At 41.2% G+C, this 24,978-nt stretch carries 25 protein-coding genes; 7 read left to right on the forward strand and 18 right to left on the reverse strand.

Annotated elements, in window-relative coordinates; genetic code table 11:
- Positions 1-65: 65 nt before the first annotated feature.
- The gene (locus D4T97_RS14610) at positions 66-1,406 is read right to left on the reverse strand and encodes a sensor histidine kinase (RefSeq protein WP_126051489.1); all 1,341 of its coding nucleotides are present in this window, start codon (positions 1,404-1,406) and stop codon (positions 66-68) included.
- Positions 1,403-2,101 carry a response regulator transcription factor gene (locus D4T97_RS14615; protein WP_126051490.1) on the reverse strand — a complete coding sequence of 233 codons (699 nt, stop codon included), beginning with the start codon at positions 2,099-2,101 and terminating at the stop codon, positions 1,403-1,405. Before D4T97_RS14615 ends, D4T97_RS14610 begins: the two co-directional genes overlap by 4 nt.
- A 162-nt stretch (positions 2,102-2,263) precedes the next feature.
- On the opposite strand from D4T97_RS14615, the gene D4T97_RS14620 reads away from it, so the two are divergent.
- Positions 2,264-3,883 (forward strand): ABC-F family ATP-binding cassette domain-containing protein, encoded by a 1,620-nt coding sequence (locus tag D4T97_RS14620; protein WP_126051491.1) that lies wholly within the window; start codon positions 2,264-2,266, stop codon positions 3,881-3,883.
- 86 nt (positions 3,884-3,969) lie between these two features.
- On the opposite strand, the gene D4T97_RS14625 is transcribed toward D4T97_RS14620, so the two are convergent.
- The 5 genes from D4T97_RS14625 to trhO all read right to left on the reverse strand — a co-directional run bounded on the left by D4T97_RS14625 (position 3,970) and on the right by trhO (position 8,040).
- Positions 3,970-4,830, reverse strand: coding sequence for a DUF421 domain-containing protein (locus D4T97_RS14625; RefSeq protein ID WP_126051525.1), 861 nt, complete (start codon positions 4,828-4,830; stop codon positions 3,970-3,972).
- Between the two features lie 21 nt (positions 4,831-4,851).
- Positions 4,852-5,058 carry a DUF1657 domain-containing protein gene (locus tag D4T97_RS14630; protein WP_126051492.1) on the reverse strand — a complete coding sequence of 69 codons (207 nt, stop codon included), beginning with the start codon at positions 5,056-5,058 and terminating at the stop codon, positions 4,852-4,854.
- A 209-nt stretch (positions 5,059-5,267) separates the two neighbouring features.
- Positions 5,268-5,471 (reverse strand): DUF1657 domain-containing protein, encoded by a 204-nt coding sequence (locus tag D4T97_RS14635; RefSeq protein ID WP_126051493.1) that lies wholly within the window; start codon positions 5,469-5,471, stop codon positions 5,268-5,270.
- A gap of 105 nt (positions 5,472-5,576) precedes the next feature.
- Positions 5,577-6,647, reverse strand: a complete 1,071-nt coding sequence (locus D4T97_RS14640) for an AI-2E family transporter (protein ID WP_126051494.1) — start codon at positions 6,645-6,647, stop codon at positions 5,577-5,579.
- 421 nt (positions 6,648-7,068) lie between these two features.
- Positions 7,069-8,040, reverse strand: a complete 972-nt coding sequence (gene trhO / locus D4T97_RS14645; protein WP_126051495.1) for an oxygen-dependent tRNA uridine(34) hydroxylase TrhO — start codon at positions 8,038-8,040, stop codon at positions 7,069-7,071.
- Positions 8,041-8,204: 164 nt separating this feature from the next.
- Between trhO and D4T97_RS14650 the strand changes: the two genes are divergently transcribed.
- Positions 8,205-8,522, forward strand: a complete 318-nt coding sequence (locus D4T97_RS14650) for a hypothetical protein (RefSeq protein WP_126051496.1) — start codon at positions 8,205-8,207, stop codon at positions 8,520-8,522.
- 145 nt (positions 8,523-8,667) lie between these two features.
- Here D4T97_RS14650 and D4T97_RS14655 read toward each other — a convergent pair whose 3' ends face one another.
- The 4 genes from D4T97_RS14655 to D4T97_RS14670 all read right to left on the reverse strand — a co-directional run bounded on the left by D4T97_RS14655 (position 8,668) and on the right by D4T97_RS14670 (position 13,019).
- Positions 8,668-9,219 (reverse strand): integrase, encoded by a 552-nt coding sequence (locus D4T97_RS14655; RefSeq protein WP_126051497.1) that lies wholly within the window; start codon positions 9,217-9,219, stop codon positions 8,668-8,670.
- 623 nt (positions 9,220-9,842) lie between these two features.
- A complete protein-coding gene (locus D4T97_RS14660) occupies positions 9,843-11,312 on the reverse strand; it encodes an amidase (protein WP_126051498.1) in 1,470 nt (489 codons plus the stop codon).
- 118 nt (positions 11,313-11,430) lie between these two features.
- On the reverse strand, positions 11,431-12,675 hold the full coding sequence (locus tag D4T97_RS14665; RefSeq protein WP_126051499.1) for an MFS transporter: 1,245 nt from the start codon (positions 12,673-12,675) through the stop codon (positions 11,431-11,433).
- Positions 12,672-13,019 (reverse strand): DUF1033 family protein, encoded by a 348-nt coding sequence (locus tag D4T97_RS14670; RefSeq protein ID WP_126051500.1) that lies wholly within the window; start codon positions 13,017-13,019, stop codon positions 12,672-12,674. The genes D4T97_RS14665 and D4T97_RS14670 overlap by 4 nt, the downstream gene beginning before the upstream one ends.
- 190 nt (positions 13,020-13,209) lie before the next feature.
- Here D4T97_RS14670 and D4T97_RS14675 point away from each other — a divergent pair, with 190 nt between their 5' ends.
- Positions 13,210-13,449, forward strand: coding sequence for a YkuS family protein (locus tag D4T97_RS14675; protein ID WP_126051501.1), 240 nt, complete (start codon positions 13,210-13,212; stop codon positions 13,447-13,449).
- A 32-nt stretch (positions 13,450-13,481) separates the two neighbouring features.
- Here the strand turns inward: D4T97_RS14675 and mobB are convergent, their stop codons facing one another.
- Genes mobB through moaA form a run of 3 tightly spaced genes read right to left on the reverse strand, consistent with a single transcriptional unit; the run spans position 13,482 to position 16,286 of the window.
- Positions 13,482-13,994 (reverse strand): molybdopterin-guanine dinucleotide biosynthesis protein B, encoded by a 513-nt coding sequence (gene mobB, locus D4T97_RS14680; protein ID WP_126051502.1) that lies wholly within the window; start codon positions 13,992-13,994, stop codon positions 13,482-13,484.
- The gene (locus tag D4T97_RS14685) at positions 13,964-15,253 is read right to left on the reverse strand and encodes a molybdopterin molybdotransferase MoeA (protein ID WP_126051503.1); all 1,290 of its coding nucleotides are present in this window, start codon (positions 15,251-15,253) and stop codon (positions 13,964-13,966) included. Before D4T97_RS14685 ends, mobB begins: the two co-directional genes overlap by 31 nt.
- A gap of 25 nt (positions 15,254-15,278) precedes the next feature.
- Positions 15,279-16,286 carry a GTP 3',8-cyclase MoaA gene (gene moaA, locus D4T97_RS14690; protein ID WP_126051504.1) on the reverse strand — a complete coding sequence of 336 codons (1,008 nt, stop codon included), beginning with the start codon at positions 16,284-16,286 and terminating at the stop codon, positions 15,279-15,281.
- Between the two features lie 187 nt (positions 16,287-16,473).
- On the opposite strand from moaA, the gene D4T97_RS14695 reads away from it, so the two are divergent.
- Both D4T97_RS14695 and D4T97_RS14700 read left to right on the forward strand, forming a co-directional pair.
- The gene (locus tag D4T97_RS14695; protein WP_126051505.1) at positions 16,474-17,052 is read left to right on the forward strand and encodes a LemA family protein; all 579 of its coding nucleotides are present in this window, start codon (positions 16,474-16,476) and stop codon (positions 17,050-17,052) included.
- Positions 17,052-17,822 carry a TPM domain-containing protein gene (locus D4T97_RS14700; RefSeq protein ID WP_126051506.1) on the forward strand — a complete coding sequence of 257 codons (771 nt, stop codon included), beginning with the start codon at positions 17,052-17,054 and terminating at the stop codon, positions 17,820-17,822. Before D4T97_RS14695 ends, D4T97_RS14700 begins: the two co-directional genes overlap by 1 nt.
- Positions 17,823-18,340: 518 nt before the next feature.
- On the opposite strand, the gene D4T97_RS14705 is transcribed toward D4T97_RS14700, so the two are convergent.
- The 3 genes from D4T97_RS14705 to D4T97_RS14715 form a co-directional block, all read right to left on the reverse strand.
- Entirely contained in the window at positions 18,341-20,257 is a 1,917-nt protein-coding gene (locus D4T97_RS14705; RefSeq protein WP_126051507.1) for a vWA domain-containing protein, read from the reverse strand.
- Positions 20,258-20,268: 11 nt separating this feature from the next.
- Positions 20,269-21,135, reverse strand: a complete 867-nt coding sequence (locus D4T97_RS14710) for an ATP-binding protein (RefSeq protein WP_126051526.1) — start codon at positions 21,133-21,135, stop codon at positions 20,269-20,271.
- A gap of 101 nt (positions 21,136-21,236) precedes the next feature.
- Entirely contained in the window at positions 21,237-21,779 is a 543-nt protein-coding gene (locus tag D4T97_RS14715; protein ID WP_126051508.1) for a Rok-like winged helix domain-containing protein, read from the reverse strand.
- A gap of 247 nt (positions 21,780-22,026) precedes the next feature.
- Between D4T97_RS14715 and D4T97_RS14720 the strand changes: the two genes are divergently transcribed.
- Together D4T97_RS14720 and sda are read left to right on the forward strand one after the other, a co-directional pair.
- The gene (locus D4T97_RS14720) at positions 22,027-23,511 is read left to right on the forward strand and encodes an aldehyde dehydrogenase family protein (protein ID WP_126051509.1); all 1,485 of its coding nucleotides are present in this window, start codon (positions 22,027-22,029) and stop codon (positions 23,509-23,511) included.
- A gap of 173 nt (positions 23,512-23,684) precedes the next feature.
- Positions 23,685-23,807 (forward strand): sporulation histidine kinase inhibitor Sda, encoded by a 123-nt coding sequence (sda, locus tag D4T97_RS14725; RefSeq protein ID WP_120072471.1) that lies wholly within the window; start codon positions 23,685-23,687, stop codon positions 23,805-23,807.
- A 114-nt stretch (positions 23,808-23,921) separates the two neighbouring features.
- On the opposite strand, the gene D4T97_RS14730 is transcribed toward sda, so the two are convergent.
- Positions 23,922-24,728: a DUF2935 domain-containing protein gene (locus D4T97_RS14730; RefSeq protein ID WP_126051510.1), complete on the reverse strand. Its 807-nt coding sequence runs from the start codon at positions 24,726-24,728 to the stop codon at positions 23,922-23,924.
- Positions 24,729-24,978: the final 250 nt, after the last annotated feature.

Below are 24,978 nucleotides of genomic sequence, written 5' to 3' on the forward strand. Positions count from 1 at the left end.
TCGCTCCATCAAATTTTATTTGCATTTTACCATCTGAAAATGAGAAATTGATGAGAATGTCAGCTTCAAAGCAATATTTGTGCGGTTGTTCCCACTCCTTCCACACTATCCAACTTGACTTCTGCCCCAATTGCGTCTGCCAGTTCTTTGGCGAGCGAGAGGCCAAGACCAAAGCCACCTGACGCTCTTGCACGGGATTTTTCCACTCTGTAAAAACGGTCAAATACCTTAGGGAGCTCTGCTGTTGGAATGCCACCCCCCCTGTCAATGATTTCAATGACTGCTTTGCCCCGTTTTCTTTCGACGCTAACATAGATCGTATCTTTGCTGTATTTATGCGCATTATCCATTAAAATGTAAAACAACTGCTTCAATTTCTGTGCATCAGATTTTACAGTTACATCCGCCTTTTCATCAAATTCAATCTTGCGTTTATACCCTGCACAAAAGGACCGGACAGCCTCTCCAATCAAAGCGTTTATATGTACTTCCTCTGCTGTTACCTTCCACTGTTCATCGTGTTTTGCCAGCAATAGGAGTTGTTCAATCAACTCTTTCATCCTGTTTGATTCCGACTGAATAGCCTCAATTGATTCATCAAACAACTCCGGGGTTTCTTTTCCCCTTCTTTTCAAAAGATCGGCGTATGCTTCAATTACTGTCAGCGGTGTTTTTAGTTCATGCGAGGCATTTGATACAAACTGCTCTTGTTTAACATAGTTCTGTTCCAGTTGCCCAATCATGTTGTTGAATGTTTCGCCCATCTGATACAATTCATCTTTGGATTGTTTAGGCTGGTCAATACGTTTATAACGACCACTCCCTTGAATCTCCTTCATCGTTTTTATCAGTGAGGAGATTGGTGAGATGATGAAGTTACTAAGCATGCTGGACGCTAAGAGCACGGGAATGCACGCAATAATAGTAATTGCAATTAAGACGATTTTCAATGTCCTTAAATTGTGTGCTGTCGTTGCCAGATTTTCAGTAAGCTGAAGTTCAGATACTTCGCCGCTGCTCCAAATGACTGGCATAGAAACGAATCCATATGGGATATGATCGTATTCAAAGATATTGGCCAGTTCTTTATTTTTATATTCTACAGGTATTTTTCTAAGATCACTGTTCCCGGCTGAGGTTACTGCCGCCCTAGGGGTACCGTCTGATCTGACTATTTGGAGCATGCCGTTGGCCGGCATATAGGCTCTGAGCAAATTTTCGATTGGGACAGAAGTTTCCGCTTCGTGCATCCCTTTTACCTTTTGGCGAGCTTCAACCTTAATCCTCTCCAATTCACTGTCGTACATCATGCGGTTAAATGTAAAATAAATCGCACAATTGATTAATAACAGGAGCCCAATGAATAAAGCGGCAGAAAATAAGTTGATTTTGCTTTTGAGCTTCATTGGCTATCCTTCAACACATAGCCGACGCCGCGTACGGTATGGATCAATGGTTGTTCATACCCTTTATCCATTTTGTTTCTCAGGTACCGGATATACACGTCAACAATATTCGTATCACCGTAAAAATCATAGCCCCAGACACCGTTCAAAATCTGTTCCCGGTTCAATACCTGCCTTTCATGCTGCATTAAATACGCAAGGAGATCAAACTCTCTCTGGGTCAAATCTATAGCTTTATTCCCTCTTTTTACTTCCCTCGATAATTCGTTTAACTTCAAATCTCCAACCTGGATCCAGCCATCATCAACGGAATCTTCAATTGGCTTCGGATTCAGCCTTAATGCTGCACGGACCCGTGCAAGTACCTCCTCCATTTGGAAAGGTTTCGTGATGTAGTCATTTGCCCCCAAGTCAAGCCCGGAAACCTTATCTTCCACGGAATTTTTGGCAGTCAATAAAATTACCGGTGTATGTGTGTCGTTGGCGCGTATCCTTCTTAGCACCTCGACGCCACTCATTTCTGGGAGCATGATATCAAGTAGGACCAGATTCCAGGATTGATCGTGAAACATTTTTAGACCATCCGATCCAGTGAATGCTTTCCCGGTATTATAGCCTTCAAAAGAGAGTTCAAGTTCAAGAACACGGGCAATCTTTTCTTCGTCTTCTACAATTAATATCCAAGGTTTATCCATCATCAACCCTCATTTTCCAAAAATAATATTACATTTATTATATGTGGCACTGGACGAAAAACAAAGAAGCTGATATCGGGCAGAAAAGTTATTTCCGCCAAATTCCCCTTAGGGTGCGAAAAGTGTTATAATAAACTGGAATTTCTTGTGGAGGTTTTGAATTTGATTACTGTAAATAATGTTGGTCTTCGCTTTGGAGACCGGAAACTGTTTGAAAATATTAATGTCAAATTTACCCCGGGCAACTGCTACGGTTTGATTGGAGCAAACGGAGCCGGTAAATCGACATTTCTTAAAATTCTCGCTGGTGAGATTGAAGCACAATCTGGCAATGTAACCATTACTCCTGGTGAACGCCTCGCTGTATTGAAGCAGGATCACTTCCAATATGAAGAGGTTGATGTACTGCAAGTGGTCATCATGGGTCACACACGTTTGTATGAGATCATGCAGGAAAAAGATGCCATCTATATGAAAGCCGATTTTTCAGAGGCTGACGGTATGCGTGCAGCAGAGCTTGAGGGTGAATTTGCGGAGCTCAATGGTTGGGAAGCCGAATCAGAAGCAGCCATTTTATTGAAAGGGCTTGGAATTAATGAAGAACTTCATACTAAAAAGATGGCTGAACTGTCCGGATCCGAAAAGGTAAAAGTTCTTCTTGCACAGGCCTTGTTTGGTAAGCCGGATATTCTGCTTCTTGACGAGCCTACGAACCACTTGGACATCAAAGCTATTCAATGGCTTGAGGAGTTTTTGATCAACTTCGAGAATACCGTCATTGTTGTATCTCATGACCGACACTTCTTGAACAAGGTATGTACGCATATTGCCGACCTTGATTTCAGCAATATTCAAATCTACGTAGGGAACTATGATTTCTGGTATGAGTCCAGCCAATTGGCTCAAAAATTGGCGCAGGACGCCAATAAAAAGAAAGAGGAACAAATCAAGGAGTTGCAGGCGTTCATCGCTAGGTTCAGCGCAAACGCATCAAAGTCCAAACAGGCGACATCAAGAAAAAAACTGCTTGATAAAATCACTCTTGACGATATTAAGCCGTCTTCAAGACGTTATCCTTATGTGGCTTTTACCCCTGAAAGGGAAATAGGGAACGATTTGCTAACTGTCAGCAATCTCTCTAAAACCATTGATGGTGTAAAAGTTCTGGACAATATTAGCTTTACTATGAACAAAGATGATAAAATTGTGCTTCTGGGCAAAAATGAAATCGCCAAAACAACATTGCTTCAAATTCTTTCAGGTGAAATGGAGCCGGATAGCGGATCATACAAATGGGGAGTGACCACATCACAATCTTATTTTCCAAAAGACAACTCAGAATTCTTTGAAGGCAGCGACTTGAACCTTGTTGACTGGCTCAGACAGTTTTCACCGCAGGATGAAACAGAAAGCTTTTTAAGAGGATTTCTTGGAAGAATGCTTTTCTCAGGCGAAGAGGTTTTGAAAAAGGCATCTGTTCTTTCCGGAGGAGAGAAAGTGCGGTGTATGCTGTCTAAAATGATGCTGAGCGGCGCCAATGTGCTTCTTCTCGATGAACCTACAAACCATTTGGACTTGGAATCCATTACAGCGGTGAATAATGGCTTGATAAACTTCAAAGGATCATTGATCTTTACGTCCCATGACCATCAATTCATCGAGACGATTGCCAATCGAATCATTGAGGTAACGCCGGCCGGAATTATTGATAAATATATGACTTACAACGAATATTTGGAAAGCGATGATCTGCAAAAACAGGTTGAACAGATGTATGCTTAACATAAGCAAGCACGGACTAGGTAATAAATGCTATTGTTGGCTTTAACTAAAAGATAAGGGTCCTCCGTTTGATGGATGACCCTTTTTTAGTTTTTCAGCAGATATTCCGATTTTCGAATGATTTCTGCAAGCTTGACGGAATGCTTTTCATACATTTGTTTAGCTTTTTCATTTTCCGTCGCCAACGCGTAGCTCTCCAAGTCTGCTTGGCATTTTTTCATTGAGCTTAATAACAGCGGTTTTTCTTGTGGTTCAGGCAACTGGATTTTATCATCATACAAATCTACTGTCAGCTGGCCATAGGAATCCACTTGGCCGATAAATACATTATCCTGCGCAATACCTTGTTTTTGCAGCTCAACATCCAGCCATTCCCTAGTCAAACCGCTTGCTGCGAGGCCCGAATCCATAATCTGTCCTTCCAATATGACTGTTTCCGGTACCTTTACAGGCGCAATATCCAGATTTAAATCCTGCGGAGTAATAGGCTGTTTCTCTTTTTTAAGCAAAACATTCAAGTCTCCGTTTGCTTCTAGCACCGCAAATTCCACATCGGATACTTGAAAGGCATTCTTTTTTCTTAACAGATGAAGCAATTCTTCAACAGTGTATTTTTGCGACGTTAAATTTTCCTCTTGAATCTTTCCATCTTTTATTACTACAGTTTCACGGCCTTCAATAAAATCCCTTGCTTTTTTGCTTTTGATGGCAAGCAGCCCGGCAAAAAATGGGATGGCTGTCCATATAAACATACTATATAAGCCGTGAAAGAAATTTGTTTCCAACCCTGTTGATATTTCAGCTGCGATACTACCTATTGTAATACCAGCTACATATTCAAAAAAGGATAATTGCGACAACTGCTTCTTTCCCAGCCATTTTGTTAGCAAAAATAAAACGATAACTAAAATAACTGATCGTAGTATAATATTTAGCCATTGGGGAATATCCAAGCTTCTGCCTCCTTCTTAGGAGTTTTTGTACTGCAATTCTTCTGCCATCATAAATTCAACCCTATGCTTCAGATCGTTAATAATCGGTTCTGTTTCCATCATGCACTCGTGAAATATTTTTTTAGCATGCGCATCTGATGATGTTAAAGCTAACTTACTAAAAGCAGCTTGTATTCCCTTCATTGTGGCGAGCGTTGTTTTAACATCAGAAATGACGGTCAAGAGTGTTAGACCTCCCTGCTTGGCAAAAAGGAACAGAAGCAACTTTGTTCTGTTCCTCTTTTATTTTAAGGTTTTTTAGAAATAGCTTTGGTTGTGGACAAATTTTTATTAATCCGTGATCCATCCAACGCCTAGCGCCTCGAGGTTCAAGGCGTTACCGGATTTGGTCAAGTCTGTACGCGATGAACAGAAACTTATGCTTTTGTTTATTATTGGTTATATTGCGGCTCTTCCTGCATAATCTCCTGAACACGCGGTTCAAGGACATCAATGATGGCCTGTGTTTGCTGTGCAGTCATCTCATACAACTGCTTTGCCTGCTTGTTGTCTGTTTGAAGCGCAAATCCTTCCAGGCTTGCTTGGGCACTTTTCAACCCTGTAAGTGTTTGCTTTACATTATTAATAACAGTCATTGACGATCCCCTCCGTTAATCATTGTTCGCAAGAACGTTACTATTTTGTGATGAAACAGCCTAAATATTTGATGTAAAAAATGACAAAAACCCGCAATTGCGGGTTTAATCAAGTTTAAGGTATCGATACATATGACTGACAATGACTTTCAAAAGTGCATAAACTGGCACAGCAAAAATTAAACCGAGAAGGCCTCCGAATTTCCCTGCCACCAACAAGACAAAAATGATTGTCAATGGATGGATATTCAATTTTTTTCCCATAACCAGCGGTGAAGTAATATTGCTATCCAGTTGTTGAACAATGACTATAACGATGATTACAAGCAATGCCTGAAACGGAGAATCGAGCAATCCGACAATGACTGCAGGAAAAGTTCCGATCCATGGCCCGATGAAAGGTATAACATTAGTTACCATCGCAACTAGTCCAAGTACAAGCGAATAATCAAGGCCTATAATCAGATATCCTATGTAGGCTGTCAATCCTACGCAAAAGCTGACGATCATTTGTCCTTGAATATATGCACTTAGCGCTTCATCCATATCTTTTAGGATATTTTCCGCTTCTCCCTGGTGCTTCTTGGGGAGGATTTTCAATAAAAATGTCGGCGCTTGTTTACCATCCTTGAGAATAAAAAACAACACAAAAGGCACCAATACAAGCACCATGATAATATTTGCGACAAAACCCACGGTGCTGGCAATTTTCAATCCAGCATCCTGAAGCAAGTTTTTAGCATTGTTTTCGAAATAAGTCGTTATTTTTTCAACAGATAAATAATCGTTTTCCTGGAACCGGTGAAACCATTCTTTATCCATCATCGAAAGAGTCCATTCTTGAAGATTTTTGGAATAAGCAGGTAGATTTTCCATAAATAGGTTGTACTGTCTTTGCAGTTCAGGTCCGATAATGAAAACTGCTGCTGTCATTAAGCCGCCAATTGCTAAGAAAACAATAGCAATCGACAGAGTCCGCGGCATTTTCTTTTCCAGCAGATTGACAACCGGGCGCAATAAATAATAAAGGATTCCACTTACGACAATGGGAGGAAATAACGTTTGTACGATAATTACTAACGGAGTAAAAATAAAACTGACTTTTGTCCCCAGATAAATGATCAAGAAAGCCATAATTAGCCCGGTTCCTACTTTGAACCATTTCTCTTTTAGCATAAATTCTCCTCGCTTCTCTCTATATAGGAATATGTCCATTATCGCATATCTACATAATAATTCACTAATGATATTAAGAAAAGCACAAGGCGCCCGCCTATCGGCGACAAGCACAAGACGAATTGCGAGGAGGCAGCTTTTCAGCCACCACAGCAAAGCAGCTGGTTTCATTCACATCGTGAGAAACATCTCCGAATTTGCTTCATGCAGCTTTGCGACGAGGGAAACATGCGCATCCTCGAATATGCTTTGCCGCAGGAGCATATTCACCCTGAGTAAGCTTCCTTGTGACCTCGAGCCGATGGCGCCTGGAGCTAGACATAAAAACATATCTTCCTGAAAGAATACTTTAGTCAGATTTTATACTTTCCTATTTAAAGAAAGGGAAAAACCCGCCACCATAAGATGGACGGGTTTGTAATTAAGCGTTCACTGTATTCTCTTCATTTAACTTTTCAATACGTTCTTTTACCTCTTCTTCAGTCAAGTTATTTTCCTTGATGTAAAGATTTCGAGGATGTTCACGACATTCGTCAGTACAGCTCCGCATATATTTATGCTCGTTTTCCTCAGAGCAAAGGAATTGTCTGTTGCACTCCGGATTTGCACAGTTCACGTATCTCTCGCAAGGCTCACCGTCAAAATAGTCTCTGCCTACAATGACATGTTCTTTTTGGTTGACAGGAACAGCAATTCTTTGGTCAAAGACATAGCATTGTCCGTCCCAAAGCTCACCCTGCACTTCAGGATCTTTTCCATAAGAGACAATTCCTCCGTGCAGTTGCCCTACATCTTCGAATCCTTCTCTTACGAGCCAACCCGAAAACTTCTCACAGCGGATACCGCCCGTACAGTATGTCAATACTTTCTTTCCTTCTAACATTTCCTTATTTTCACGGACCCAGTCCGGCAAATCCCTGAATGTTTTAATATCCGGACGGATCGCCCCTCTGAAATGCCCAAGATCAAATTCATAATCATTTCGCGCATCCAGGATGACTGTATCCTCATCTTGCATCGCTTCATAAAATTCTTTTGGACTTAAATATTTACCGGTCATTTGTCTTGGATCAATGTCATCCTCTAAACGGAGAGTGACCAATTCCTTGCGCGGACGGACATGCATTTTTTTAAACGCATGCTTGTCTGATTCGTCTATTTTAAAAACCATATCCGCAAAACGGGGATCGGAATTCATCATTTCAATATAGCGGTCCGTCTGTTCCACCGTTCCGGAAACAGTACCGTTAATTCCTTCATTTGCTACTAGAATTCTACCCTTTAGCCCGGTTTCTTTGCAAAATTTCAAATGCTGTTTTGCGAATTCCTCAGGATCTTCAATCGTTACATAATGATAATACAATAACACTCTAAACTCTTTACTTGTTGTCATTCTGAACTACCACCTAATATTTTATATTTGCAAGATACAAAAGTAGGTTGCGTTAAGATTATACTACCGTTTATAATGCTTGGCAAATCAAGTTTTACGTCTCCTTTATATTTTGAAATTTGGCTCATTTTATTAGTGAAATTTTAAATACGGAGAGGATAGAAATGGAAAGTAAGCCTAAAAGCCTTAATAGGCATGAATCTTTGCAGCATCTATCACGGCAGCATATGGTTGACCTTCATACAGCGTTAAAATTGAAGAGGGCTGGAGAAGCAAATATCAGGTATACCATAGGAATTTTAAAGGATTTTCATGATTTCTGGCATCCATCCGGACAAAATCTTTTTCGGGAGGAAGAAGAGATTTGGCTTCCGGCCATTGCAGACAAGAAAGAAAGAGATACTATTGGAACATGTGGTGATACGATCACATTAATTTCGGAAACATTTCAATACGCTTCACCAAAATTGAAAAATGCCTGAATTAGACAAATCTTGAAAGTCATATCAGAAAAGAAGAAAGAATCATTTTTCCAATGATCGAAAAAAGCCTGCTGGAAGAAACTGCTAGCCCTTGCCTATTATCTACATGACAAAAAAGCTTCAGATGATGGTTGCTGAAGCTTTTTCAAGCGATCTGTCCGCTTTCACGGTTCATAAGGTCATCGAGTAACAATAAATCTTTTTCATAAGTCTCTATATAAGTATTCAAACCCATGTTTCTAAGGAAATTGAATGTCAGCCAATCAACGAGGCCATATTTCCTGTTCAATTTTTCAGCATTTCTCCAGGCCGTCTCCTCAAAAGCAATATTCATTTGATGCTCTTCAATCAACATTGAAAGCAGGCTCATGTCATGATATTTTTCTTCTATCGAGTGCTTTTGCTTCATTTTATATATTTCAATGGTTCTGTCCAATGACCCTAATAATGATTCCCTGTCAATTGCGTGCCCCAATTCATGAAGAGAAAATGTTTTTATATAGTCTTCAAGCGAGATAGCGTCAGGCACTTCCTTTATCGCTGATTTGATCCGAATCACATCGTAACCGATATAATGCAGAATGAAATTATAGCTCATGTTGATTCCAGACAGCTCTTCTTGGATTTCCAAATCCATACCCACTGCTGTCAGCGTTGATTGAATCACTTTTTTTATTTTTAAATTTTTATTAATCATTTCTCCCCGATGCTTTCTCCTTTATAAAAAAATGCATATTTAGTTCCGCAACGAAATGCAAGAACCGTTTTTTACTTTCATTTTATCATGAAAAACCAATTGTAGAATAGTGCATTTTCTAAAGGAGGTCCAATATATGTTGATAAACAATCTTATTTATATAGTTTAAGCAGTGGCATGCTATCCTGTTACATTAACCCTTTTTTATCACTCGCTTTTTTAAATCCTTAAGCCAAACAAACCGGGCACTTTCAGCGTTTGCATACTAAACTTGACCTCTATAACATTAAATGAAAAGGTTCAAAATGGTCCATTATCAAGCATATGTCCCCAATAGATCGACATCATTTCAAGCAAATCATTACCTGAACGAGCTCCGGAAGTCGTTGATTTTCTAAAAATTATAAAACTACAACCGAAATCGCCAATGACTTCTTAGTTTATATGCAGAATGAAAAAGCCTCCGCTCAAGATGCTGCAATTAAATTATTAAAAGAACATGAAGAGATATGGACAGAGTGGGTACCTGTAGCTGGAAAAGTTAAAGAAGAACTTTAATAAAGATTTGGAAGCAACTGTACTTACAGCTGCTTCTTTTTTTAAGTAATATTATTTACGAAAAATCACATGTAGATTTCTTTATCATGTAAAACACAACGTTCATATCCGCCAAATTCCCGTTCAATCAACTCACCAAGCTGAAAGAGTGCCTCTTCGTTCCCATTATTGCTGATTAGCTGTATTCCCATTGGCAGTCTGTCTTCATCCATGCCAACCGGAACGGTAAGCGACGGCAATCCCCAGACATTGGCATAAGCTACAAAAGGCATATATTTCTTAAAAGTTTTTTTGATGGAAAAGATTTCACTATACAGATCTCCGTGATGTGGTGCTGTCCGGTGATAGACCGGTAAAATCAGAATTCTTCTGTCAAAATAATCTTTAATTTGCCTGTCGCCTTCTTCAATCAGTCTCCGAATTTCCGCCACCCGCATCCGCCCCGGCTTGAATAAGCTTGCTCCAATAAGCGCCCATGTCATATAGTGATGGTAATCAGACTTTCCTGTCAGCTTCTCTTTCAAATAATTTTTTAACACATTGCCTATCCCAGTAAATCCTGCCGCGTCCGCGGTGGATTTTCCTCCATCAATGGACATGATTTCTTGCCATAACAAAGAACTTTCCTCAAAATAGGGAGGTATTTGAGTGGCCACTTGAAGCTTGGTGTTTAAGAAATCAATGACTTTTTGAATTTTATTTTCAATTATTTCACTTAAAATATAAGAATTTTTCGGAAGTGTCTGAATAACATAATTGGCCATTTCCACACTGCTGTCATAATCGTGGCTGGCGATCATTTTGTAAATAAACCTGGCGTCCCTTACTGACTTCACCATGGGGCCGATTCCCAGCATTCTTTTTTGCAGTCGATGGACTACTTCAGGATAACTGCCTTCATCATCTATACGCTCGTTGCCTGATTTAAATCCAATGACCCCGTTAAAATGAGCGGGAAAACGAATGGAACCGCCGATATCCGATCCTATACCAGCTGTTGCACCGCCAAGTGCAATCAGCGCCCCCTCGCCTCCCGATGAACCGCCTGCAGTCCTATCGATATCCCACGGATTATTCGTTGTCCCGTACACCTTATTGTCTGTCTCCTGACAAAAGCAAAGCGTCGGTGTATTGGTTTTCCCAAGAATAATAGCGCCTTCATTCCTTAGGATTTCCACAACTCGTGCATCTGCCGATTCTGCTATGTGACTCCGATGTTTTAAACCACCTGTCGTTTTCATACCTTTTACATGGAAGGATTCCTTTATACTGATCGGTATTCCTGCCAGCCTTCCTAGCGCATTCCCGCTTTGAATCAGTCGATCAGCCTCTTCCGCCTCTTTCATTGCTTCTGAAAAGCGATCTTCCACTAGACAGTTTACCTTTGGATTGACATGCTGCAAATGTTCAATAAACAATCGTGTTATTTCCTTGGAAGTGATATTCCTAGCCGTAAGCTCTTTTTTCATACTAATAACATCCATATGTAAAACATTCATTCGTCTTTTTGTCGACTGAGGCTCGGATTGAATCATCAAACACTCCCCCAAAAAAATTATCATCTTTTCTTCATTATTCGATGAACTCGTATTTTATTCCTCCTTCCAATGAACCAAAAATACCCCGGAAAAATCCGGGGCAATGATTTTTATATTATGAACTTGACGTTAATTCCCGTACTTTTTCATCGCTGGGCAGCATCCAGGTCAGGATGCCTACAAATGGCAATAACCCGCATAATATCATGACAAATCGGATACTGAAAATATCTGCCAATGTTCCTAATAAAACTGCTCCCACCGCTCCCATTCCAAAAGCAAGCCCGACAATCAATCCGGAAACCATGCCTACTTTTTGTGGAAGCAATTCCTGCGCATATACAACAGATACGCTGAAGCTTGATAATATGATAAAGCCAATGATAAAAAACACAGGAATAATCAGCGGCAGCGGTACAAATGGCAAAATAACCGTAAGCGGAGCCGCCCCTGCCATCGAAAGAAAGATCATATTTCTTCGACCGAACCGATCAGCCAGTGGACCTCCAAAAAATGTACCAAGAACCCCGGCAAACATAAAGATAAATACGTACAATTGCGCATGTCTGACGGTCAGTCCGTAATCTTCAATTAAATAAAATTGATAAAAGTTATTTATACCTGCAACATAAAAAGATCTGGCAAAAACTAAAAAAACGAGGAGCCCCATCGCTGTTTTTATTTTTTTATGGATAGGAGCCGTGGCCTGCTGAGCTTTCATTCGATTTTTTCGGCTAAACGATCCTTCTTGAATCTGTCTTTTATACCATCTTGAAACATTCAGCAATAAAATAATTCCAATCATTGTCACAATTGTAAACAGAAGCGCCCCTTTTTGACCTAAGCTGACAAATATTAATGCGGTAAAGACGGGGGCGAGCGATTGTCCGAAGTTTCCTCCTACCTGGTAAATCGACTGAGCCAAGCCACGCTTCGTTCCTGCAGCCATGTAGGCAACCCGAGAACCTTCCGGATGAAATACGGCCGAACCGATACCAATGAAGAATACCGACATCAGGATCATAGAAAAGCTCGGGGACAAAGCAAAACCAATCAAGCCGAGGGTGCTCATAAACATTCCAACCGGAAGAAGAAAAGGAGCCGGCCTCTTATCGGAAAAATAACCAAAAACCGGCTGCATGACGGATGCTGTCATATTCAGGACAAAAGCGATCCAGCCAATCTGTGCAAAAGACAAATTCAGTGTTTGCTCAAAGATTGGATTCATTGCGGGTACAACCGATTGAATCGAGTCATTGATGAGATGGCTCCCGCTGATGGCGAAAAGGATCCCATAAACTGTTTGAATCTGTTTTGATGATGCTGGTGTTGGCTTCTTCATTTGTGTAGTTGTACTCATTTTATCTCTCTTTTCTCGTAATTTGCCAAATGGCCACTATCTGGAAATTGATATGGCTCCCCGTTCAATAAAATAAGCAATCCATAATACAATTGTAGATCCTCATCACAATGTTCACAGAATGAAACATCTTCCTTATTCCAAAACGCAGCTAGGGAAGTCTTTTTTACCTTAAGCTGCTCGAATTCCTCTTTTAACTGCCTAAATAAGGAAAAATACTTCTGAATGGCAGCTTCCGAATCGGAATAAGTGTACATTTCGATAATATCATTCCGCCATTCAGGAAAAAACCACCACGGTTCGCTATCACCTTTCATTACAATAACTTCCCAATTTTGAACCATGTTTTTTCCTCCAAGCATTAAAATAACTAAAACCTTCCGCTGGTCAACAGGTCGTCTGGATCTGTTGATTATATTTAAAATACGAATTTTATTATACCTTTCTGACTGTCAGCTCTCCAATTAAAATGCTTATTTGGTCAGTTTAAAAAAGATTCAAATAGGAATTATAAGAACAAGGAGGTGTGGCGGAATGAGAATCGGTGTCGAAGAAAGTTTGTCAAATGTATCACAAGCGCTGGAGGAAAAAGGCTATCAAGTTGTAACCCTTTCTAATGCCTCAGATGTAAACAACGTAGACTGCTGCGTGGTCACTGGAATGGACTCCAATATTATGGGGATGCAAACTACGACAACACAGGTGCCTGTCATCGATGCAAATGGTCTTTCTGCAGATGAAATTTGCCAGAAAATAGAACAAAAACTTCACTGAAATAAATGAAGACTGCGGACTGCTTTTAGTCCTCAGTCTTCGTTTATTTTTTTTATAAACCATTGAACAAAATCTTCCGTCTCCACCGTCTCAAAAAAAGGAACGGACAGCCTGTCGGACCTTAAAGGTTCTCGAGAAATGACCGCTGTGATATTAGTAAGCTCCTCCAAGAGGAATTCATCCTGCACATTGCGTAAAAGCACTACTTTCGGGTAATTCATTTTTTTATACCCTTCCACCAAAATTATATCAATGGGGAGCCGGCGATAGATCTCTATAATATTTTCCAGCTCCCACTGATCCTTAATGGCTTCAATATGTAAAGTGCCAGCTCCTTCGACTGCAGTAATTTTTGCGCCGGCCAGCCGGTGTTGTTCGGAGTCTTTATTGATCACCAGGCGTTCAGGCGGACCACCATGACCATGATGTTTTATTGTCCCAACCGCGAGTCCCTTATCTTTACATGCTTCGATCAGCTTTTTCATCAATGTAGTTTTTCCGCTATTTTGGAACCCTACGATTTGGAAAATTTTCTTTCCTGCCATGGCACACCGCTTCCCTGCTGGTCTTCCAAAAGGATGAGATCCACTTCGTCACCGGCCCTGTAACCTCTCGTGCCTCCAGGCAGCACAATTAGGGAGTCCGCCCATGCGATTGAGGTTACAACTCCTGATTTATCCAGGCCTACTGGCTCGGCGTATACCTTACCGTCTTCATAGCTGATCTTACCTCTTACAAACCTGCTGAACGGATTTGGCTTTGGAAAATCCATTTTCAGCTCCCCTGTAATATAGCGAGTATAAGGACGATCAGACTGCATCCAATAACGTAAATACGGCTTTACAAACAATTCAAAACCAACGTAGCAAGCTGACGGATTGCCGGAAAGGCCAAACAGCAATCGGCCGTTTATTTCGGCACAGCTTGTGACGCTTCCTGGGCGCATGGCAATTTTATTGAATAAAAGCTTTGCTCCCATCCTTTTATAAATCTCAGGGAGATAATCAAAATCTCCGACAGAAACTCCTCCAGTCGTAATAAGAATATCGCATTCTTGCAAAGCCGTTTTCATCGCCTCATACAGCGATTCCAGGTCATCAGCACAGTTTTCGTACTTTTTATAAACCGCACCAGTTCTAAGAACCTGTGATTCAATCATATAACCGTTGCTATCACGAATTTTTCCAGGCTCAAGCTCATCTTCAGGCCGAAGCAGTTCACTTCCTGTAGCAATGATCCCTACTGTAGGCTTTTTAGCAACTTTTACTTGACTGTATCCGAAAGTAGCCAATAAAGCTTTAATCCCTGGATTGACCCGTTCTCCTTTATCGATTAGCGGGCTGCCTTTTTGTGTGTCTTCCCCTTGAAATGAAATATTATCCCCATCCTGAAGACGCCTTTTCACTTCTATATATTTATTGCCGGCCTCTGAAATTTCCCTTACCAATTCAAGCATGATGACACAATCCGCTCCATCGGGAATTTGGGCTCCTGTCATTATTCTGACCGCTTGCTGGTGCCCCACTTGTTTCAAGCTGACTTGTCCTGCTCCAATTTCATCAATGACCTCAAATAATAATGGAGTTTCCCGGGAAGCATTTTCCGTGTCCCTGGCCCTTAATGCAAAACCATCATATGGAGACCGGTTAAAAGGAGGTACATCGTGATCAGCAATTAAAGGTTCTGAAAGATATCTTTCATCGCATTCGTGAATAGATACCAGTTCATCTTCCCCTCTTAGCTTATACTCCATAACTTTTTCAATCGCTTCCTTGATCCAAATCGGCTTCCTTCTCTCCACCACTGCTTAATCAGGCTCCTTCCAAATGTTATCCTCCGATATAGGACATTTCTATCTTTTCTTTGGATTTCGCACTTTCCTCTGTCCGTTCATCGGAATAGCGATCTGTTCGCTGATTCCAGATAGTACTTATTTCCTTGATCAACGGTTCCTCATCATTATGAGTTCGGACCAGCCTGCGCAAGTCATAACCTTTTGAAGCAAACAGACAAGTATAAAATTTTCCATCTGCAGAAATGCGAGCTCTTGTACAACTGGAACAAAACGACTCGGAAACCGAGGTGATAAAACCAACTTCTGCATCGTTTTTATATTTATATCGTTTTGCCACTTCACCGAAATATCCCGGATCTACAGGTTCAAGTTCAAATTGTTCTGACAGCAGATCGTACATTTCTTTTTTTGTTACAACTTTGGTGAAATCCCAACCGTTTGAATTGCCTACATCCATGAATTCAATATAGCGCAATGTCACACCCATATCTTTAAAATGCTGAGCCATTGGAATGATTTCGCTTTCATTCACACCTTTTTGAACAACCATGTTTACCTTTACTCCAAGTCCCGCATCCCGGGCAGCTTCAATTCCTTTTAAGACGACACTTGAACTGACTCCCCTGCCATTGATCTTCTTGAAAATATCATCATTTAACGCATCCAGACTGACGTTCACCCTATGAAGGCCTGCCTCAACGAGATCCTTTGCCAATTTAGGGAGCAGCACACCATTTGTGGTTAAACCAATATCCTTAATGCCCTGAATTTGAATCAACTTTTTTATTAAACTAGCAATATCTTTTCTTAAAAGTGGTTCTCCACCAGTGATTCTTAATTTTGTAACGCCTAATTTGCTAAAAGCCGTCGCGAGGCGTTCAATTTCTTCAAAAGTTAATATCTCGTTTTTGGGCAGAAATTTAAAATCCGGCCCAAAAATGTCTGCCGGCATGCAATATTGACAGCGAAAGTTGCACTTATCTGTCACTGAAATTCTCAAGTCTTGCAAAGGGCGGTTAAATCCATCTTTAAGAATGTTCATCTATTCATTCAGCTCCAATCCGTTCCTTCCGCAAGGTTTATACCGATTGTACCACTTTTCCGTTGTGCGTTCATTCTTTATGACACAGGTATTATATATTTCATCTAATATTTGGGTAAATAAAATGAGAGAATGCTGAAACTTTTTCCTGCCGTATCCGTTATACTATTTGTGAGGAGTGAAGAGAATGAAAAAAGGATTGGGAGCCATCATAGGGGCTGTAGTTGTTTTAGTCCTGGTTTTAGTGCCGCTATTAGGCAGTTACAATGGCTTTGTAAATGCAGAAGAAGATGTTGAACAAAAATATTCCCAGATTGAAACCCAATTGCAAAGAAGGGCCGACTTGATTCCAAATCTCGTAAGCACTGTCAAGGGCTATACGAAGCACGAAGAAAAAGTACTGGGTGATATCGCTGATGCCCGTTCCAGACTGATTGGAGCTAAAAATGTACAAGAGCAGGCGGATGCCGATGCCACGTTATCGAGTGCGCTGAGCAGGCTGCTGGTTATCTCGGAGAACTATCCTGAATTAAAAGCGGACAAACAATTCACCCAGCTTATGGATGAACTGGCCGGAACGGAAAACCGGATTGCGGTCGCAAGAAAAGACTATAATGATCAAGTGACAATCTATAATAAAAAAGTAAGACAGTTCCCTGGGCGTATTGTCGCATCTATTTTTGGTTTCGACAAAAAAGAGTACTTCAAAGCACAAGCTGGGGCTGAGGAGGCTCCAAACGTAGATTTTGAAGGGAATGGAGAGTAATGAGAAGAGGATTGCTCTTCCTTTCCTTCCTTATCTTTTTTTTCTATCCCCTTGCGAATTCTCAAGTTGAAGCCGCAAATATACCAGATCCTGTCGGGGATATTTATGTACAAGACTTTGCCCATATCCTGTCTGACAGCGAAAAAAATGAACTGATTGAACTTGGCCAATATCTGGAAGATCACACTCAGTCGCAGATAGCTGTTCTGACAGTCAACTCACTTGAAGACGAATCAGTAGAAGAATACGCCTTGCAGGCTTTTCGCCAGTACGGACTTGGCAGTAAAGAAAATGATAATGGTGTCCTTTTGCTGCTGGCACTTCAGGATCGCAAAATCAGAATAGAAGTCGGTTACGGACTTGAAGGTGCATTGCCGGATGGAAAAGTGGGGCGCATTCTTGACAGTTACGCGCTGCCTTATTTGGAACAGAATGAAATCAACCTTGCTTTAACCAATACTTATAAACAGCTATTCAATGAGGTTTCAAAAGAATATAATCTGGACAAACAAGCGGAGGCAGAGGGCATCGAATATAACAATGAAGAAAATATTTCACCTCTGACCATGCTTATTTTATTAATGATTTTTGCCGGCATCATTTTTCTGGATTTCCGTTTTCTTGGGGGAGCTTTCACCTTAACCATTTTGAGAATGCTTGCTGCTATCTTAAGCAGAGGCGGCGGTGGAGGTGGAGGTGGAGGATTTGGAGGTCCCCGTTCAGGCGGAGGAGGCTCATCAGGTGGTGGTGGTGCGAGTAGGGGTTGGTGATTAGAAAAGCGGAAGGCGGCTTCTTAGGGGCGACAAGCGCTGGCCGCCTTAAATCGCCACGTCCTGTGGTGCCGGCGGCACTAGGACCTCCTGTCCGTCGGAGGAAAAACCAGTGAAGGCGTCATTTGCCTTCATTGTTTTTTTCGAAGCGACCTCGAGCCCCTGCCGCCTGGAGCTGGACATCGCGGAAAAGCGGAGGCGCCTGGTCATCGACGTACAGACTGGAGCGGCTCCGACGAGATAAAGGAAACACGCGGAACGCAGTGGAGCGATGTTGACTTATCGTAGGAAAGCAGCTTCCTTGAGTATGCTTCCTGCGGCTTTGCGACAAGGTAACATAGCATCCTGAAAATGCTTTGCCTTGGAGCACCTTAGTCCGCGAAGTCTGCTAGCCCCTGCCGCCTAGAACTGGACAATACGAAAAGCGGTCAGCGTCCGCCTGGAGCGGAAAACAACGAGGGCTCTTAAGTGGCCACAATATTTAATTCATTAATATAAAAAGCCCGCCATTTGGCGGGCTATCCATTTATAGACTGATTCAATAACTTTTTCAACAATGGAAATAGCACTTCCGGAAGCTCATCTACATACGGAGCAACAATACTACGATTTCCGTAAATATTTTCGAAAACCCTTTTCTGTTCCGGCTCCAGCCCCGAATTGGATAGAAAAATATTAAATACCTCTATCCCCATTTTCCGTACCTCCATGACAGCTTCATGCGTATCAACTATTCCATTATCATAATCAAATGCTGCCGGCTCTCCGTCTGAAAAAACGATAAGAAACTTCTGTTTCTCGCTTCGTTTAAGGAGTCGTTCAGCCATAATTCTAATTGCATACCCGTCCCGATTATCCTCCATAGCTTCCAGCTGCATAATTTCCGGACCCGAACGATGTAACAAAGATTTGGAAAATGGAATGGCCTGAAAGAAGTAATTGGGTTGATCATGAGTAACCGCTTCGTTCGCATCCTCCCAAAATCCGATAATTTCATGCGGAACACTAACAGCTTTCAATGCTTCATGAAATAATACAATGCCCCGTTTGGTCTCATCCATCTTGTCAAACATCGATGCCGAACAGTCAACTAGAAGACTAAATGCTGCATTTATTTCCTTGCCTGGTTCAAATTTCTTATAAAACAGTTTGGGGTGCTCATCTATAAAATAGGATAAAAGATTATTACCAAGACGTCCCATTTGTAATTGTGTTCGGTGATCGGTCTCTTTCTTTTCCATCATTCGTTTGATGATATTTTTTAGCTTTTTATGGTAAAACTTCACTTCATTTTCAAGTTTCGAATAACTAGACAGTGCTGCTTGGTATGGCCGGTTCGCCTCCAAGAAAATCGCTCGTGCATTTTTATTGGCACTGCCATATTTGTTTTTTCCTTGGCCAAACTTGGAATCTGCCTGTCCGGACATTTCAAGCCTCGAATAATCCCTATTCTCCGTTTGTTTGCTCCGCCCTTGAATAAGTGCAAGAGCCTGGTCGCCTTCCTCCCCTTCTCTCTCGCTGCCGCCGCTAATATCGGTTCTAGTCCCCTGCTCCAATTCAAATTGCATAAAGCTTTTTCCTGGGCTTTCTGTTTCCCGATGCCATGTGTTCATTTTATCGCTGTGAACTTCTTCATTTCCACCGGCTTTTTCCTCAGCTGTATCATTGTTTTGGAGAGGATCTTTTCTCACAAGGTCTGAAAAGGTATCATCGGCAGACATATTTTGCTCGGGATTTGGAAGATGAAAATATTCATTGATCATATCTGACGACAGCACGGAGGCCGTGATTTCAATAACATTAGTACAAACATCAATGCAGTCCCTGGTTGATTTAGTTTCAAATAAAAGCTCCAACTGGCCGCGAATGATTGGTATGGCCCTATCAATTTCCTCATTAAAGGAAGGAATTGAAAAAAACGGGTTTCCGGAGTTCAATATTAGATAAATCAAGTTGAAAAGGGCATCTGGGTATAAATTTTTTTCTAAGTTGACCACTAGTTGTGACGAAAAATATTCGTTATATATTTTACGGCGAATATTAAAGTCACTTACTGTTCCCGGACGCTCTTTTTTGCACAGTTCTTCGATTCTTAAATCTTCTGCAAGCATGAGGAGCTGCGCGGAAAAATTAGACAATCCAGATGATTGGACCTTCCTAATAAATGTATCAATCACCTGAAAGTCTGTGAATTTCTTATTCCCCAAAGCACGCAAATAAATGTCACTTTTCATACCAGCCTTTTTGTCCTGTTCCGGTCGGTGGTTCCAGAAATGACTGACGTACACTTTGTGATTATTCATACTTAAATAAGAATGTACACGAATAGCAGCCTCAAACAACGGGGAGCTTGCCAGGGTTTTGGCTAAATCTGTCAACTCCAGCAAAAGAAAAGTGTCAGCTTTCTCATCATTAAAATCGATAAAGCGATACATCAAGAACACCTCTAATTAAATAGCGTTGAGGCAATATTCAATACTGCCGCCTTCTCCCGCTCTTCCTCCAATTTATCAGAAATTCCCCTGCGTACGGCCCTGATTGGGTCCATATAGACTGCAAGATCACAAGTGTCAATCAAAGCCCGGATTGACGCCGCTTCTTCCGGAATAATCCCGCTCTTGACCTGAACTAGCAAGTCAGACGACAGCTGAACAAACCGGTCAATCATGCTCTCATTTTCCAACTTGCTCTCCTGGGTGATTACCTCTCTTAATTTATCCCCTTGGACATACGGGATTTCTATGACGACGAATCTATTTTTCAATGCTTCATTCAGCGGAACAGTCCCAATGTAGCCTTCATTGATTGCCGCAATCACTCCGAAGGTTTCTTTCGCACGAACAACATCGGCTGTCAATGGATTTGTCAGCATTCTTCTATAGTCAAGAATACTGTTTAAAATAGGCAGCGTTTCGGGCTTGGCCATATTAATTTCATCAATATACAAGAGATGACCTTTTTCCATCGCTTGAATGACAGGACCTGGAATAAATTCAATACTGCTTGCCCCTTCTTGTTGTGTGATCGTTTTGAAGCCAAGAAGCGCCTCCGTATCTGTATCAACGGAACAATTCACGCTGTGCATTGGCTGGCCGAACAAATTTGATAGAGTTTCTGCCATCCTGGTTTTTCCTGATCCGGTCGGCCCTTTCAACAAAATGTTTTTTCCGAGCGAAAGAGCAATGACAGCATCAAGTAAAATTGTCTTATCATCTGCGATAAACCCTTGTTCGCCAACCAATTCCTCTGTGTAATAAGAGAATGCCCTCTTCCTCTTTTCTATCATGTTTTGAATTTCTTCGGGCAGCTCCATGTTTTTCAAGATGAACAATCCTTTCTATTTCTGCAATTCGTGATTCATTACTATTTTAACAAATCACCGCCAAAGAAAAAAAGCGTGCTGTTTCAGCATGCTTATTGTTCACTGCCCATTGCTTGGTTATTTTCATCTGTGCCGAGAATGATTGTTTCCGAGGCTAGTCGATCTTCATCATACGTATATAAACCCCGGCCAATTTTAATAATTTTCGAGTCGGCTTTAGAAATTGTGTTCATAAAAGTTGTCATGTTTGCTATTTGGAAGCCTGTCTGCTCTTCAATGGCCCTTTTTAAATCAATTCCCCTGATCGGAGTCGGCTGTTCCTTCAATATCCTGATAGCGGTATCGCGCATTTTGGTAGTTTTACTTCTTCTGGATGGTCTTGCCCTTCTAGATTTGGATGACTCCAAGTTTTCTTGTTCATTGCTATCATCCGGAGCTTCCAAGTAAGCATTAAAAGATTCTAAAAAATGTAATTGCTCTACCTGTTCAGCCTTATTGGAATTTTCCTCTTTGTCCAGCTCACGTAATCGTTTAAAAATGAAAGCCCTTTCTTTTTGGATTTCCCTAATAAGTCTTTCCTCGGCATCTTTCATTTGTTCTAATCTAAGCTGTAAAGCGGCCCTTTCATCAAACATAACAACGCCTCCTTCTTTACTTTATACAGCTAATTTCATTATAGAATGTTTAAAAGAAAATTGTAAGAAATAATTGACAATTATTAAAAAATGCTTGTCCTTTCTCAAAGCTTGTCAAATTATGAAGACAACTTGTTCATCCGTTTTATTTGTAAATTTAATATATTCATAGTAGACTAATAGTTGGAAGCGGTTACCTACTTCTTCTACCGGTTTCCTTGGAAAAAAATTTTTAAGGAGGAGTTCAATGAGTCAAGTAACAATGGCTGTAAATGAGAAAGTGGAAAAGTTTTTACAAGGGACGAAAAACCTTTATATTAACGGGGAGTTTGTTAAAAGTGCAGATGGTAAAACGTTTGACACGCCAAACCCTGCCACTGGAGAAACGCTCGCCACAATATATGAAGCGGGTGCAGAGGATATAGACCGTGCGGTCAAGGCTGCGAGAAAAGCATTCGACGAAGGCAAATGGTCCAAGATGAGTGCAGCGGCTAGAGGCCGTTTAATGTATAAGCTTGCAGACCTCATTGAAGAGAACAAAGAGGAACTCGCACAGTTGGAGACTCTTGATAACGGAAAACCCATTCGTGAAACCTTGAATGCGGATTTGCCGCTTTCCATCGAACATATGCGTTATTATGCCGGGTGGACGACCAAAATTACTGGACAGACAATCCCAGTGGCAGGGCCATTCTTCAACTATACCCGACATGAAGCTGTTGGTGTAGTCGGCCAAATCATCCCTTGGAATTTCCCACTATTAATGGCGATGTGGAAACTAGGGGCTGCTTTAGCTACAGGTTGTACGATTGTATTGAAACCCGCGGAACAAACGCCGCTTTCCGCATTATACTTAGCTGAACTCATTGAAGAAGCAGGATTCCCGCCAGGGGTAGTAAATATTGTTCCGGGCTTTGGTGAGCCTGCCGGGTCAACACTTGTAAACCATCCGGATGTGAACAAAATAGCATTTACAGGCTCCACAGAAGTTGGAAAGAAAATTATGGAGCAATGCGCCAAGTCTGTTAAGCGTGTCACACTGGAGCTTGGAGGAAAATCTCCAAATATCATTCTCCCTGATGCAGACTTGACAAAGGCGATTCCAGGAGCGTTAAACGGCGTTATGTTCAACCAAGGCCAAGTATGCTCGGCTGGTTCTCGTGTATTCATTCAAAAGAAAAATTTTGATAATGTTGTAGCCGATATGGCTTCCCATGCTAAAAGCATTAAACAAGGCGCCGGGTTGAATCAGGACACTGAAATGGGTCCTCTGGTTTCGGCCGAACAGCAAAACAGGGTATTGAGTTACATCGAAAAGGGGCTCAGCGAAGGGGCAGAACTCCTTGCAGGTGGAGCGAAGGCCCAAGACCAAGGTTATTTCGTAGAGCCTACAATCTTTGCAGATGTAAACGACGACATGACAATTGCCAAGGAAGAGATTTTCGGGCCGGTTATTTCTGCATTGCCGTTTGAAGACCTTGACGAGTTGATTGAACGTGCAAATAACTCCGATTACGGCTTGGCAGCAGGGCTGTGGACACGTGATGTTGCCAATGCACATTATGTGGCAAACCGTCTCCGTGCAGGAACCGTTTGGGTCAACTGCTACAACGCCTTTGACGCCGCATCTCCGTTTGGCGGGTTCAAGCAATCAGGGCTTGGCAGGGAAATGGGATCATATGCGTTAAATAACTATACGGAAGTCAAGAGTGTGTGGATTTCGATGAAATAAAACCATATATGGGGTTCCTTTTGGGAACTCCATTTTTTTGTATACTAAATTAATCGAAAAATGTCATATTTTAAGAGATAAAATTCAATAAAACGCTTTCAATAATATACAAAAACAGGTACAATGGGTATGAAAAGAGATTTATTCAATTTCACGAGGAGGTTTTTGCAAACATGAAAATTATGACCAATGAACAGTTAGTTGCAGCCTACCGAGACGCGAAAAAGAATGATCATGGTGCCGATTGGATACGTTTATTAAAAATGGAGATACGAAAACGAGGCTTGAATCCATAAAACCGGAAAGAACATTTGTATAAAATCACGCGTGCCGTAATGGCACGCTTTTTTAGTAGTTTTTAGATTGTAGCTATATAGCTGGAAACTGCCGATTCCTTTTGATCTTACAAATTACTCTTTAATTCGCGGTTTTGCAGGATTACAAGAAGGAGCGCTTTCCTTTGTGGACTCAGCCAATTTATACAAATAATAGCATTCCTCTCTATACATATGATCAGCCATCAAGGCGGGAAAAGTCCCGAGCGTTTTGGCTGATATTTCGAGTTCAAGCAATTCATTTAAAAACATCTGAAAAGCTTCAATCTCAAGCCTGGCATCTTTATTTAACCGCTCCATCGCCGGAAATTCATACAATTTTGTACGCAAATACCCTGCAAACTCAATAGCCTTTAAATAGAAATCCTCAAAATGCTCTGTAAATAATCGGCTTTTTTCTATCAGCCTCTTTTCAACTGCATCCATATTGTCAGTAATGGCTCCTGAATGTCCATAAGCATCCTGCAGCCATAGCAAATGGTGATGCAGTTCGTGGACAACAGGCACCGATTCCCCTTTTTTAAAATAGGCGATTATCCTTTCATATTCCTCCAATTCATTGATCATATGGTTAAGAAATGTAGACGACAAATGAATCTTTATCTGCTTGACCAAACTCCTCTCCAACAAAGAAAGCTTGAAATTCTTAAATTGAATAACATGTTTTGCTACTCTTTCAGTCAAAGACAACATACCTTTTACACCATTCAGCCTTCTTGCCTCAAGGAGCAGTCCATCGAAAATCCTCTTAAATTCCTTTGCTTGATCAATATCCCGATTCTCTACAGGGCTTAATGACTCCAAAATGAATCTTGAATGATCGCCAAGCACTTGAAGCCAAAATTCATGCTCAAACTTAAGTTCTCTCAGAGTCAATGTCAAAATTATTCCCCCTTTTCACTTCCTCTCTATTAGGCTATTCAAAATACACTTTGAATAGCTTAAGGAAATATTAAGAAGGCATTCCCAACTATAGATGAAAGAGCATCCAGAAATGCTGATGCGTCAGGACTTTCCTCACTCCCTTGTCTCAACCGGTGTATGACAAAAGCAGGTGGAACTCATTGAACTGCACCCTAATTGTTAGACACCATCTAACAATTGGAGGTGTGGTTTTTTTATGGCCAAATAT

Source organism: Siminovitchia acidinfaciens, from assembly GCF_003605385.1.
Lineage (GTDB): Bacteria > Bacillota > Bacilli > Bacillales > Bacillaceae_C > Siminovitchia > Siminovitchia acidinfaciens.